This window comes from Pseudomonas syringae group sp. J309-1, from assembly GCF_032582135.1.
In the GTDB taxonomy this organism is placed as follows: Bacteria; Pseudomonadota; Gammaproteobacteria; order Pseudomonadales; family Pseudomonadaceae; genus Aquipseudomonas; species Aquipseudomonas quasicaspiana.
The window spans coordinates 158366-170739 of sequence record NZ_JAWHNU010000003.1 but is presented as its reverse complement, the minus strand read 5'-3'; the positions used below and the strand labels follow the sequence as shown (position 1 = coordinate 170739).

The 12374-nt window shown below is 57.5% G+C and carries 9 protein-coding genes; 5 read left to right on the top strand and 4 right to left on the bottom strand.

The features are described from left to right. The first annotated feature begins 5 nt into the window (after nucleotides 1-5). From RX972_RS02940 to RX972_RS02920, 5 genes are all read left to right on the top strand, one after another. Nucleotides 6-1022, top strand: coding sequence for a heme-dependent oxidative N-demethylase family protein (locus RX972_RS02940; protein WP_122706644.1), 1017 nt, complete (start codon nucleotides 6-8; stop codon nucleotides 1020-1022). A 60-nt stretch (nucleotides 1023-1082) separates the two neighbouring features. Further along, entirely contained in the window at nucleotides 1083-2213 is a 1131-nt protein-coding gene (locus RX972_RS02935) for an aminomethyltransferase family protein (protein WP_316872511.1), read from the top strand. 33 nt (nucleotides 2214-2246) lie between these two features. Further along, the gene (gene purU / locus RX972_RS02930) at nucleotides 2247-3107 is read left to right on the top strand and encodes a formyltetrahydrofolate deformylase (RefSeq protein ID WP_027900419.1); all 861 of its coding nucleotides are present in this window, start codon (nucleotides 2247-2249) and stop codon (nucleotides 3105-3107) included. Nucleotides 3108-3208: 101 nt separating this feature from the next. Continuing rightward, entirely contained in the window at nucleotides 3209-4591 is a 1383-nt protein-coding gene (locus RX972_RS02925; RefSeq protein WP_316872510.1) for an NAD(P)/FAD-dependent oxidoreductase, read from the top strand. A 7-nt stretch (nucleotides 4592-4598) separates the two neighbouring features. Next, nucleotides 4599-6944 (top strand): DUF1989 domain-containing protein, encoded by a 2346-nt coding sequence (locus RX972_RS02920; protein WP_316872509.1) that lies wholly within the window; start codon nucleotides 4599-4601, stop codon nucleotides 6942-6944. A gap of 949 nt (nucleotides 6945-7893) precedes the next feature. Here RX972_RS02920 and RX972_RS02915 read toward each other — a convergent pair. The 4 genes from RX972_RS02915 to RX972_RS02900 all read right to left on the bottom strand — a co-directional run bounded on the left by RX972_RS02915 (nucleotide 7894) and on the right by RX972_RS02900 (nucleotide 12368). Next, on the bottom strand, nucleotides 7894-9213 hold the full coding sequence (locus RX972_RS02915) for an ammonium transporter (RefSeq protein WP_027900416.1): 1320 nt from the start codon (nucleotides 9211-9213) through the stop codon (nucleotides 7894-7896). 485 nt (nucleotides 9214-9698) lie between these two features. Then, nucleotides 9699-10403, bottom strand: a complete 705-nt coding sequence (locus RX972_RS02910; protein WP_231675493.1) for a helix-turn-helix transcriptional regulator — start codon at nucleotides 10401-10403, stop codon at nucleotides 9699-9701. A 2-nt stretch (nucleotides 10404-10405) separates the two neighbouring features. Then, entirely contained in the window at nucleotides 10406-11350 is a 945-nt protein-coding gene (locus RX972_RS02905; RefSeq protein ID WP_231675494.1) for an NAD(P)-dependent alcohol dehydrogenase, read from the bottom strand. A 103-nt stretch (nucleotides 11351-11453) separates the two neighbouring features. Next, nucleotides 11454-12368 carry a LysR family transcriptional regulator gene (locus RX972_RS02900; RefSeq protein ID WP_122706654.1) on the bottom strand — a complete coding sequence of 305 codons (915 nt, stop codon included), beginning with the start codon at nucleotides 12366-12368 and terminating at the stop codon, nucleotides 11454-11456. Nucleotides 12369-12374: the final 6 nt, after the last annotated feature.

The window sequence follows — 12374 nt, the reverse complement described above, 5'->3', positions numbered from 1 at the left end:
TTGTCATGACCCTAGCCTTCAAAGCGCCGCAAACCTACTGCGACGACTTCAGCTTTCGCAATAGCCCGCAGGCCATCGCGCGCTTCCCGTTTCCGTTTCCTGAAGACCAGTACATGTATTCAGTGAACATCGAGCCGGCGATTTCCCGTGATCCAGGGTCGATCTTCGAGCACCCGTTCGACATTGACGAACATTACCTGTCCGAGACCGCCGAACGAGCCCGTGTACTGGAACGCGACCCCGGACGCTGTCTGGTCATGCCGCATATGACGCTGGCCGCCTGGGACATGGTGCAGGTGCTGATGGAGCATCTGTCTGAAGACTATCCGCAGCACTTTCATCTGCAGCGCGACGGCGACGCCTGGCACTGGCAGAACCTGCCCATGGGTATTGATCAGCGTTTCACGTTCGGTGATCCGGCGAGTCTGCCGTGCGAGCCACTGGAGTACATCACCCGCCAGTTGCAGGGCGACTTCGCTGTGCTCGATCAGCGCGATGGTGACTTGTTCATGGACGCGGGCATGGTCACCTGTCCGGCCGACTGGTCATTGCGTTTCGACGCTGGCATGAGCTTCAAACAATGGCACTCGCCGGTACCGATGGCGCACCAGATGGGCATCTTCGACCGGGCGCTGAAATACCTGCTGAATGTGCAGGTCGGCCAGCCGGTGCGTCGCCTGAACTGGACGTTGACGATCAATCCGCGACTGGATTCGTCGCCCGAAACCTTTCATGAATGGGGCAACGACCGTGGCAAGGTCACCGCCGAAAACGCGGGGCGGCTGGTTCATTTGCGCGTTGAGATGCAACTGATGATGCGCCTGCCGCGCTCCAATGCGCTGATGTTCGGCATTCGCACCTACCTGATCAGCATGGACGAACTCGTCACCAACCCGGCCTGGGCGCAACGCATGCACCGGGTAATTCGCGATTTGCCCGAGGCCATTGCCGACTACAAGGGCATGACCCGTTATCGGCAGGTCCTGATCGACTGGCTGCGACGCTTTGATTTCGATACCTGAGATCAGGCCTGACCTCCAGCTCTGACCTCAAACCCTCACTCAATCCAAGAGGAATACTCCATGACTCATTCATGGCGCACCCCTGCGCTTCGCGAACGGCATCTGGCCCTTGGCTCACAGCTGGAAGACTGGAACGGCATGCCCACCGCCTGGACCTACGCCAGCGACCTGGCTGACCACCATGAGGCCATTCGCACTCGCGCCGGTTTGATGGACGTGTCGGGCCTGAAGAAGGTGCATTACGTCGGGCCGCACGCCGAAAACCTGCTTCAGCAGGCCACTACTCGCGACATCGCCAAGCTGTATCCGGGCAAATCGGTATACGCCTGCATGCTCGATGAAGACGGAAATTTTGCCGACGACTGCATTGTGTACCGCACCGGCCCCAATGCATTCATGGTTGTGCATGGAGCGGGCAGCGGCCATGAGTTGCTGGTGCGTTCGGCACTGGGCCGTCAGGTCGCGGTGTTGTTCGATGACGACCTGCACGATCTTTCACTGCAAGGACCGAAGGCCGTGGATTTCCTCGCCAGTCACGTACCGGGTATTCGTGATCTGGCGTATTTCCACCATCTGCAAACCCGCTTGTTCGACCGCCCGGTGATGATCTCGCGCACTGGCTACACAGGGGAGCGCGGTTACGAAATTTTCTGCAAGGCTGCCGATGCCCCGCTGATCTGGGACGGCATTCTTGAGCAGGGCCGCGACCTGGGCATTATCCCGTGCGCTTTTACCGCACTGGACTGGCTGCGTGTCGAAAGCTCACTGCTGTTTTTCCCCTACGACAACTCGCAGATGTATCCCTTCGCCGATCAGAAGGCCGGCGACAGCCTCTGGGAACTGGGCCTGGATTTCACCGTGTCGCCCGGCAAACAGGGGTTTCGGGGTGCTGAGGAGCATTACCGACGCCAGGGCTCTGAGCGCTTCAAGATATTCGGTGTGCTGCTCGACGGTCAGGTGGCGGCTCAGGCGGGCGACACCCTGTGGTTCGAGGGCCGCGAGGTGGGCTTGATCACCTGCGGCATGTACTCGCGTCTGACCGGCAAATCCATGGCGATCGCCCGGGTCCAGCCGCACATTGCCGAGCAGGGCGTCGCCCTGGAAGTGCGGGGCAGCCTGAGCGTCAAGGCAATCAGTCACAGCCTGCCGTTCGATGACCCCGAGAAGAAAAAACGCACGGCCAAGGGCTGAGTACGCGATTTTTTCATGACAAGAGAACATGCCATGTCCACCTCGCACTACATACTCAACGTCCAATGCCCGGCGACCTCGGGCATTGTTAGCGCCGTGACCACATACCTGGCCGAGCGCGACTGTTACCTGAGCGAACTGGCGCAGTTCGACGACGAGCACACCGGGCGCTTTTTCATGCGGGCGGTGTTTCGCTTCAATGCTGGCATCACTGGCGATATTAATGCTCTGCGCCAGGGCTTCGACGATGTTGCTGTGCCCTTCGACATGCGATGGGCGCTGCACGCGGGTGATAAACCGCTGCGGGTGCTGCTGATGGTCAGCAAGTTCGACCATTGCCTGACTGACCTGCTGTATCGCCACCACAAGGGCGAGCTGAGCATGCACATCACCGCCATTGTTTCAAACCATCTGGACCTGCGGCCGATGGCTGAGCGCGAGGGCATCCGCTTCGTGTATCTGCCCGTTACGCCCGACACCAAGGCACAGCAGGAAGCCGAGTTGATGAGCATCGTCGAGCAGACCGGGACCGACCTGGTGGTGCTTGCGCGCTACATGCAGATTCTGTCCGATGATTTGTGTCACAAGCTCGCGGGGCGGGCGATCAATATTCACCACTCGTTTTTACCCGGCTTCAAGGGCGCCAGGCCCTATCACCAGGCCTATGCGCGGGGCGTCAAACTGATCGGCGCAACGGCGCATTACGTCACCGGCGACCTCGACGAGGGGCCGATCATCGAGCAGCAGGTGCAACGGGTCGAGCATGACCATAGCCCGGACGATCTCGTCGCCATCGGCCGGGATACCGAGACCGTGGCGCTCTCGCGGGCCCTCAAATACCACCTGGAACATCGCGTGTTCATCAACCACGACAAGACGGTGATCTTCCGATGAGCCCCCGATGTTCGTCACCTGCCTGATACGCAACGCCTTGGTTGCCAGCCGCTTGTACTGCCTGTGAGGCATCGAGCTTTTCTCATTGCGGAGAATCGAACATGAAAAAACGAGTCGCGATTATTGGTGCGGGCCCCTGCGGACTGGCTCAGTTGCGGGCATTTCAGTCGGCCGTGGAGTCGGGTGCGTGCACGCCGGAACAGGCGCCCGAACTGGTCTGCTACGAGAAACAGGCTGACTGGGGCGGTATGTGGAATTACACCTGGCGCACCGGGCTGGATGAACATGGTGAGCCGGTTCACGGCAGCATGTATCGCTATCTGTGGTCGAACGGCCCAAAAGAGTGCCTGGAGTTTGCCGACTACAGTTTCGATGAGCATTTTGGCCGTCCCATCGGCTCTTATCCGCCGCGCGAGGTGCTCTGGGATTACATCAAGGGTCGGGTCGAAAAAGCCGGTGTGCGTGACTACATCCGTTTCAACACGGTGGTGCGCAGCGTGAGTTTTGACGAGGTACAGGAGCAGTTCACTGTCACCGTTCATGATCACGGCAGCGACCTGACCAGCAGCGAAGTCTTCGATTATGTGGTGGTCGCGAGTGGGCATTTTTCCACGCCCAATGTGCCGCATTTTCCGGGTTTCGAAAGCTTCGCCGGGCGCGTGCTGCATGCGCATGACTTCCGCGATGCTCTGGAATTCAAAGACAAGGACGTCTTGATCGTCGGCAGCAGTTATTCGGCCGAAGACATTGGCTCGCAGTGCTACAAGTACGGCGCGCGGACCATCACCAGCAGCTATCGCAGTGCACCGATGGGCTATCACTGGCCGGAGAATTGGGAAGAGAAGCCACTGCTGACTCATGTGCAGGGCAATCGCGCGTTTTTTGTCGACGGCACGAGTAAGGCAGTCGATGCGGTGATTCTGTGCACCGGCTACAAACATCATTTTGCTTTTCTGCCCGAAGAGCTGCGCCTCAAAACGGGTAACCGCCTGTGGCCGCTGAACCTGTACAAAGGCATTTTCTGGGAAGCCAACCCTCGGCTGATTTATCTGGGCATGCAGGACCAGTGGTACAGCTTCAATATGTTCGACGCCCAAGCCTGGTACGCCCGCGATGTCATTCTGGGGTGCATCGATTTACCGGATAAAGCCCACATGGAGGCGGAAAACCTGGCCTGGCGCCGTGAGGAAGAAACCCTTGAAACCGCGCAACAGATGTTCGAATTTCAGGGCGAATACATCCGCCAATTGATCGAAGCCACTGATTACCCCAGTTTCGATATCTCGCAGGTTAATCAGACTTTCCTGCAATGGAAGAAAGACAAGTACGAAGACATCATGGGCTATCGCAACAACTGCTATCGCTCGCTGATCACCGGTACGCTGGCCACCGTTCACCACACCCCGTGGCTCGACGCGCTGGACGATTCGTTAGAGACCTATCTGGCCAGCGATGGTTTTGATCGCCTCAAATCTGCAGGTTGAGGTTGCCATGAATCTTCCTGTCACAAGCCGGCCTCTGGAACCGGCCTTGTTTGCCCGCACGCCTGGCTACGAACGCCACCGGGTTGCGCCGGGTGGGTTGACGGTGATTGCCTTGCAGGCTGGGGATCGCTTGCAGGTCATTGATCTGGAAGGTGACCAGGCCGCTGAATTGCTGGCCTTTCTCGCCAATGGCCGCGAAGCGCTCTCGGCGTTGGGTTTAAAACGCACCCCCGGGGCACGCTTTATCGGCCAGAGCCTTGGCCAGTCCAGTCGTGAGGCGCAGCATGCTGTGGCGGGCCTGACGCAGCGCGGGGTGGATTGCCGTCATCTCGCTGATGCGTGCAGCCTCTGGCCGAGCGCCACACCGGCAGGCTTCAGCCGCGCAATGACCGCCAGTGCCGATCTGTTGGTGGTGGTCGCCGCACCGGGTGGGCGCACATCGGTGGATGAACAGGGCAGGGCCAGCGAGTTGCGTCTGATCATTGAACGGGCCAATCCGACAGCATTGTGGGTGCCACCGCTGCCAGCGCCTTTGGGTGAGGTCATTGACGAGTTCACCATTACGCCGGGTACCGCGCGGGACTATCGAGTGGGCGCGGGTCAGTTCATTCAGGTAATTGACGTCGCCGGACGCCAGTGCTCTGACTTTGTCGCCTTCGATCGGCGCGGGCTGGATGTCGGCCGAGAAATTGACCTGGACCCCACGGTCACCCGCACCCTCAACGGCAGCGCCTATCCGGGGCCAGGCCTGTTCAGCCGTTTCTTCGACCGCAACCTGCAACCGATGCTGGAAGTGGTGCGTGACACGGTCGGCCGCCATGACACCTTTGCCTTGGCCTGCACCGCACGCTATTACGAATCCCAGGGCTACTTTGGCCACGAAAACTGCAGCGATAACATCAGCCGCGTGCTGGCCGCGCATGGTGTACAGGGGCGGGCGGGGTGGCCTGCGATCAACTTCTTCTTCAATACCGGCATCGATGCCCATCAGCACCTGACCCTCGATGAGCCATGGTCTCGTCCCGGTGATTACGTGTTGCTCAAGGCTATGACCGATCTGCTCTGCGCCAGTAGCAGTTGCCCGGATGACATCGACCCGGCCAATGGCTGGCAGCCCACCGATATTCATGTTCGCGTGTATTCCGAAAAGGAGCGTTTCAGTATCGCCATGACCACACGACAGACAGCTGACGCCGACCCGGTGCTGACCCGCAAAAGCGGTTTTCATGCGGGCACTTCAAGCCTGACCCGACAGTTCACCGACTATCGTGGCTTCTGGACCCCAAGCCGCTTTGATGGCTACGGCGCCCTTGAGGAATACCACGGCTGCCGTGAACGGGTAGCCGTGATGGACCTTTCGGCGCTGCGCAAATTCGAAGTGCTTGGCCCGGATGCCGAAGCGTTGCTCGACTATTGCCTGACCCGTGACGTACGCAAACTTGCCATCGGCCAGGTGGTGTATTCAGCGATGTGTTACGAGCATGGTGGCATGCTCGATGACGGCACTTTACTGCGACTGGGCCAGGATGCGTTTCGCTGGATCGGCGGCGAAGACCATGCCGGTGTATGGCTGCGCGAGCAGGCCGAAAAACTCGGCATGAAAGTGTGGATCAAGAGCGCTTCCGAACAGATTAGCAACGTCGCGGTGCAAGGCCCGCTGAGCCGTGAATTGCTCAAGCAGATGATCTGGACACCAGGCACCCAGCCTGCCCTGGAAGAACTTGGCTGGTTCCGTTTTCTGACTGGACGCCTCGATGACCATAACGGCCCGGCGCTGATGGTTTCGCGTACTGGTTACACCGGCGAACTGGGTTTTGAAATCTGGTGCCACCCCGATCACGCGATGCAAGTCTGGGAACGGCTCTGGGCGCTTGGCAAACCCTTGGGGTTGGTGCCACTGGGGCTTGAAGCCCTGGACATGCTGCGCATCGAGGCCGGGCTGGTATTTGCTGGTTACGAGTTCGACGACCAGACCGATCCGTTTGAAGCAGGGATTGGGTTTTGCGTGCCACTCAAAAGCAAAACCGCCGATTTCATTGGTCGCGAAGCGCTGTTGCGGCGTACCGCTCAGCCTCGACACAAGCTGGTGGGACTGGTGCTGGAAGGCAATGAAGTGGCGGCACATGGCGATTGCGTGCGGGTGGGAAGAGCTCAGGTAGGGGTGATCACCAGCGCGACGCGCTCTGCGGTGCTGGGGCGCAACATCGCGCTATGCCGACTGGACGTTGCCTATTGCGAACCGGGGACCACTGTGGAAGTCGGCAAGCTCGATGGCCAGCAAAAGCGTATTCGCGCGCAGGTGGCTGCCAGTACCGTAGCGTACGATCCAGACAAACTCCGGGTTCGTAGCTGAAGTCTTTCCATCGGTTAAAGGCGCCAGTGCAGGATGTATCTTGCACTGGCGCTTTTTTCTTTTAATTGGAGAGGAGGGAGGGGGCGTGTAGCTGCATCCCCCTCAGAGCCATAGCTTCTTCATCGTCAGAAATGCCGCCTTCCCGGATGAATCCGGTCCCACAGGATCGCGGTGGATCTGAGGTTGGCACATACCCCGTGGGAGCGAATTCATTCGCGAAGAGGCCGTTACATCCATAGCCTCTTTATCGTCAGGAATACCGCCTTCCCGGATGAATCCAGTCCCACAGAGATCGCGTCGGTGCAAACCCCGTGGGAGCGAATTCATTCGCGAAGAGGCCGTTACATCCACAACCTCTTTATCGTCCGGAATGCCGCCTTCCCGGATGAATCCGGTCCCACCGAGATCGCGTTGGTGCAAACCCGTGGGAGCGAATTCATTCGCGAAGAGGCCGGTGCATCCATAGCCTCTTTATCGACAGGAACACCGTCTTCCCGGATGAATCCGGTCCCCCACAGGGATCGCGTTGGTGCAAACCCCGTGCAGACTGTGTGAAAACCTCCCGAGCCAATTAGCTGGCTAAAAAACGCTCAAAAAACCGCGCTCCTACGTGAGTTTGAGGTCTGTGACCCACACAAACTTTTAAAGATTTCACGTGAGCGCACGCAGTTTTTTTTTGTCTGAGGGTTTTCACACAGTCTGCGTGGGAGCGAATTCATTCGCGAAGAGGGCGGTGCATCCATAGCCTCTTTATCGTCAGGAATGCCGTCTTCCGGATGAATCCAGTCCCACAGGATCGCGTTGGATTTCAGGTTGGCGCATACCTCGTGGGAGCGAATTCATTACTTTTGCAGGGCAATCAAGACACTGATTGTGCAGCAATGCCGAATCGAAAGCAGTCGGGCTGAATACCTTCAGCCCGACCATCAACCCCGAATAATCCTGAGAGTCAGTTAGAGTATTTGTACCCGACCTCGCCGTGGGCGGCCAGGTCCAGGCCATCCACTTCGGCATCTTCATCCACACGTAAGCCACCGCATAGCATCGCAGCGATCTTGAACGCCACCAAACTGCTCACCGCCGAGAACACGATGCTGAACAGCAACGCGCCGCCATTGACCATCAACTGACTGATGAGGTCACGGCCTTCAGCAAATCCTTGACCACCCAACGCTGTCATGGCAAATACCGGGGTCAAAAGCCCACCCAGAATACCCGCGACACCGTGCACGCCAAATACGTCGAAGGCGTCGTCCAGGCCCAGCATAGGCTTGAGTTTTTCCACCGACCAGACACACAGAGGGCCTGCGATGAAGCCAAGGACGATGGCGCCCATGGGCCCGACGAAACCGCATGCCGGGGTAATTGCCACCAGACCCGCGATAGAGCCCGATACCGCACCGAACAGACTTGGTCGGCCACGGTGTTTCCATTCCACAAGCATCCAGCCCAGCGCACCGGCACAGCTGGCCAGCATGGTATTGACCATCACCAGCATGGCGAAACCATTGACGGCCAGCACGCAGCCACCGCAGAAACCCAGCCAGCCAACCCACAACAGTGAACCGCCGGTCATGGTCATCGTCATGTTGTGCGGTGCCAGCGCTGAGGTGCCGAAACCGCGTCGCCGACCGATCAGCCAGGCACCGACCAGCGAGGCAATACCGACATTGAGATGCACGACGTTACCGCCGGCAAAATCCTGCACGCCCAGACTGAACACCCAGCCACCGCCCCATGCCATGTGCGCCATGGGAATGTAATTAATGGTGATCCACACCGCCATGAACACCATCACCGCTGCAAACTTCATGCGTTCGGCAAATGCACCGACAATAATTGCCGGGGTAATGGCGGCAAACAGCAACATGAACAGAAAGTACAAATACTCAGGAATGGTCCCCACCACTGTATGAATGGTTACGCCCTGCAAAAACAACTTGTCGAAGTTGCCAATGATTGCATTCAGCGAGCCGCCGTCGCCAAACACCAGACTGTAGCCATACACCGCAAAAATGACCGACATCAAGGCCGCCGTGCAGAACACCTGCATCATCACCGATAGCACATTCTTGGTTCTGGCCATACCACCGTAGAACAGCGCAAGGCCGGGCAACGTCATCAACAACACGACCAGCGAACACAGCGCCACAAACGCTGTGTCACCCGTGTTGATCACTGGCGTAGCTTCATCGGCATACCCTGAAGAGCAAGCCACAACAAGAGGGAGGCCGCAGATGGCGCGGCCTGTGCGAGTAAGGCGGATCATGGCTGAGTATCTCCAGAGGTCAGGAATTTCGCTGGCACGACCCTGCGGGGCAGAGTGCGTCAGCGCTTGGATTTACGCCTCAGGGTGAAATTATTCATTCCCTTTGAGTAAATTAGTTTCCTGTAAGGAATAGCAATTTGCTTGCCATTTCCGCCTAGGTCAGCGGCGTGGATCGCCGTTATTGCCGAGAACTCGGCGTTTGCCTGTTGTGAGGAAAGGTTTTTGTTTGCGGCAGGTGGTGGATGCCAGCAACGGCAATTATGCAGGCTGGGAATATGCACTGTTACTGCACACTTTCTCGAGTCGAGCGCCTTTATGGCTATATGCATAATGGGGTATTGCCAAGACATTCCCAGGTGTCGATCGCCAGCCAGCAAGTTGCGACTTATCCAAAAATAGCAGCTACATATTTGCTAATTTCTTCCACTGCCAAAACAGGCATGTATGAAAAAGCTCAAACAGACGATGTAGCCAGCCGCCCGCGATCAGCACGTCTCACCACGTTCGTTACACGGCAAAATGTCCAGGGCACGCCATTCGTTGATCATCTGGCGGCGATTGCGGGAGTAGCGTTCTGCAAGCACTTCAACGTGTGTCACGTTATCCAGGTCTATCATGCGAAATTTGCCGTCAGCCTCGCACCAGGCTGCTACTGAACGCCGGTTTTCAATAAACCCCAACATGATTGGCCAGATGATCTGGTCCATATCGGGTGCATGTGTGATCGACAACGTGATACGCAGCTTGCACTGGTTGCGCAGGGCACGGCGAATCTCGCTCAAGTCGATGGGTGTGGCATGGGATGCAGGGCCGCTGACATAAAATGTTTCATCGTCGAAGGCCGGTCGCATGTCCGGAGGCAGGACAGCGTTAATCTTCGCTAATGCATTTTTAACGGCGAAGGCAAACTTGTCGTCGGTATGACGACTGACCCATAAAGCACCGGTTACCAGTGCCTGTATTTCTTCCTCCGTAAATGAGAGCGGAGGCAGAAGAAAACCCGGCTTGAGCACGTATCCCAAGCCGGGTTCACCCTCAATCTCGGCCCCCATGCCCTGCAATGTCAGAACGTCGCGGCGTATGGTGCGAAGCGACACTCCCAGCTCTTGAGCGAGTGTTCGTCCTGATACCGTTCTGCGATGACGCCGAAGCACTTGCATCAGCTCAAACAAACGATCACTTCTGGCCATAGCTACCCTATCTCGTTAACCATCTCGATGACGGCCTTACCGCCAGGTTTGCGACCGTTTTCGATGTCCCCGATCAGTTGTATAGCATCGTGTAGGGCCACAGATATGCCTATCGGGATTCTGAAGCTTCCTGCACTGGCAGCCTTGGCGAGCTTATCCAGAATTTCTGCGCGGGGCGACCCAATGATGGGTTTGAGTCGGCGATCAAAGATCGCTCGAATGAATTTGCCAGGGCCTGGGTTCAGATCCAGAAACACGCCTCCCGGGCGCAACATTGCAACCCCTGTAGAAACAGCTAGCGTCGCCGCGGTGTCGTAAACGACATCGAATTGGACCGCGATACTGGATACCTGTGTATTGCGGTAGTCATAGACGGTTCGCACACCGAGTGTTTTTGCCCTTTGTATGTCCCTGGCGCTGCAACTGCCTGACACGATACCGCCATGCATAAGCCCTATTTGTACAGCGGCTTCGCCCACGGCACCGGCACAACCGTTGATGAAGACCTGCTGGCCTGCTTGCAGCCTGGCTTTGTCGATAAGGCCGTTCCATGCGGTTACGCCAGGCGTACCAAGGCACGCAGCTTCCTCGAATGAAACATCGTCGGGCTTATGGGTTAGAAATGCTTCTTTCGTGATAACGGCCTCGGCAAACGCGCCGCTTTCCTTGAATCGGGCCAACCCGAAAACCGCATCGCCCACTTTCAAACGTGTCACACCTGGGCCGACCGATAAAACCGTTCCGGAAAAATCCATACCCATCGCACGAGGAAATTTCTTCCCGGTGACGATTTTCATTTGCCCACTGCGCAACTTCCAGTCAATCGGATTGATCGCAGCAAACCTGACACTGACTGCAACTTCGCCTTCGCCTGGGGGAGGGAGGTCAAAATCCTCGACCCGCATCACTTCCGGCCCGCCGTACGTGTGATATTGAATGCGTTTCATGATACGTCTCCGAACCTGGTCCAATAGTTGAGCTGGCTTCGGAGTTGAATCTATAGCGGGATGTGGACAGTTTTTGTCACCATTCGGATGGGGCATGCCAACGCTATGGAAGGGGACCCATCGGTTCGAGTTCGCGGATGAGGTCAATGAGCAGGCGAAGGCCTACAGGAACCAGCCTGAAGCTTGAGTAGTAAATGTGAAAACCCGGATCGTAATGAGTCCAGTCTTCCAGAACTCGCTGCAGCGAGCCTTCCGCAATCTGTCGTTCAACGACCGTCGCGGGAACGTACATCAAGCCGGCGCCACGCATCGCCATTGCTACACCGACGCGGGTTTCATCGATGGTTATCGTGCCGGGCGCGTCAATCTCCATCTGTTGATTCTCTTTCGAGAATTGCCAGTGATAGATGCGTGCGTTACCCAGGCGTACGCGTAGACAACGGTGTTGGTATAGATCTTCCGGATGTTTCGGGGTACCGAATCGCTCAAGGTAATCAGGCGCTCCAACAACGGCCCATGCCACATCGGGAGACAGGCGTTGAGCGATCATGTCTTCGGGGACCGTGCCACCAAAACGAATGCCTGCATCGTGTCCGTCGCCGATGATATCGACCATCCGGTTGGTCACGGTCAGGTCGACCTCGATGTTCGGATAGCGATCGACGAATACCGGCAGCACAGGCCCCAACAGCAATTTGGCTCCGTCACTCAAGACGTTCAGACGAATACGCCCGGCGGGCTCATCACGTAAGCGGTTCAGAGACTCAAGCGCTTGCCCGATATCATCTATCGGAGAGCTGATGAGGCCCTGCAACTCCTCACCGGCAGCCGTGAGCGTCACGCTTCGGGTTGTGCGATTAAGCAGCCGAACACCAAGACGCGCCTCAAGGCCTTTCATGGCATGGCTCAGCGCTGACGCACTGATGCCCACCTCCAGGCCCGCCTTTCTGAAGCTCTGATGCCGAGCGATGGCGAGGAAATAAACAATATCGGCCAAATTCGTCCGGCTGAGCTGCATTGATGA

Excerpts from the sequence above, each read along its gene's own strand:
- RX972_RS02940 (WP_122706644.1), top strand. The coding sequence starts at position 6 with ATGACCCTAGCCTTCAAAGCGCCGCAAACCTACTGCGACGACTTCAGC.
- RX972_RS02935 (WP_316872511.1), top strand. The coding sequence starts at position 1,083 with ATGACTCATTCATGGCGCACCCCTGCGCTTCGCGAACGGCATCTGGCC.
- purU (WP_027900419.1), top strand. The coding sequence starts at position 2,247 with ATGTCCACCTCGCACTACATACTCAACGTCCAATGCCCGGCGACCTCG.
- RX972_RS02925 (WP_316872510.1), top strand. The coding sequence starts at position 3,209 with ATGAAAAAACGAGTCGCGATTATTGGTGCGGGCCCCTGCGGACTGGCT.
- RX972_RS02920 (WP_316872509.1), top strand. The coding sequence starts at position 4,599 with ATGAATCTTCCTGTCACAAGCCGGCCTCTGGAACCGGCCTTGTTTGCC.
- RX972_RS02915 (WP_027900416.1), bottom strand. The coding sequence starts at position 9,213 with ATGATCCGCCTTACTCGCACAGGCCGCGCCATCTGCGGCCTCCCTCTT.
- RX972_RS02910 (WP_231675493.1), bottom strand. The coding sequence starts at position 10,403 with ATGGCCAGAAGTGATCGTTTGTTTGAGCTGATGCAAGTGCTTCGGCGT.
- RX972_RS02905 (WP_231675494.1), bottom strand. The coding sequence starts at position 11,350 with ATGAAACGCATTCAATATCACACGTACGGCGGGCCGGAAGTGATGCGG.
- RX972_RS02900 (WP_122706654.1), bottom strand. The coding sequence starts at position 12,368 with ATGCAGCTCAGCCGGACGAATTTGGCCGATATTGTTTATTTCCTCGCC.